Origin of the sequence: Arcicella aquatica, from assembly GCF_034928825.1 — a bacterium.
Classification (GTDB): Bacteria; Bacteroidota; Bacteroidia; order Cytophagales; family Spirosomataceae; genus Arcicella; species Arcicella aquatica.
Window position 1 is genome coordinate 1 of record NZ_JAYFUL010000111.1, and the last position, 721, is coordinate 721.

1 protein-coding gene is annotated in these 721 nt (G+C 32.2%); it reads left to right on the top strand.

Features of this window, described 5'->3' with window-relative positions; genetic code table 11:
• A partial coding sequence (locus VB264_RS25045; protein WP_323254147.1) for a DDE-type integrase/transposase/recombinase occupies positions 1-714 on the top strand: 714 nt, incomplete at its 5' end.
• Between the last annotated feature and the right edge of the window lie 7 nt (positions 715-721).

Genomic DNA, 721 nt, shown 5'->3' on the forward strand with positions numbered 1-721 from the left:
AATGGATTAGGTCGTGATGCCTTTATTAGTATCGGACTTAGCTATGGATTTAGATTGATTACTTACAAAAATCAAATTAGAACCACTTTTTCAAGTCCATTTAGTCGTTACAAAAACCTGTTAGTTGATAAACAGCTCAATAATATTGACCAGTTGTGGACAAGTGATATTACTTATTATAACATCGCTGATAAATTTTACTATATCGTCATGATTATAGATGTTTATTCTCGAAAAATAATAGGCTATTCCACAGCTGATAATATGAGAGCAGAAAACAATTGTCATGCTCTTGAAATGGCTTTTTCAACTCGTAAAAAGAAGAAGTTTACAAACCTCATCCACCATTCTGACAGAGGTGGACAATACATTAGTGATGACTATGTCACTTTACTCAAAAATGCTCACATAGCGATAAGTATGTGTAATGAGGTACATGAAAATAGCCATATTGAAAGAGTGAATGGAACTATTAAAAATCAATATCTAAGATATTGGGAAAGTACAAGCCTTGAGGAGTTAAAAACTAACGTCAAAAAGGCTATCGATACTTACAACAATAAACGACCACATAGTTCTTTAGATAAAAGAACGCCAGACTCGTTTGAACAATACATCAAAGAACTTGAGGTCCATAAAAGACCTAAATTAAACATTTGGACATCCGATGGAACAAAAAAAACAGACCCAAATCAAACTATATTACAATTTTAAGTACATT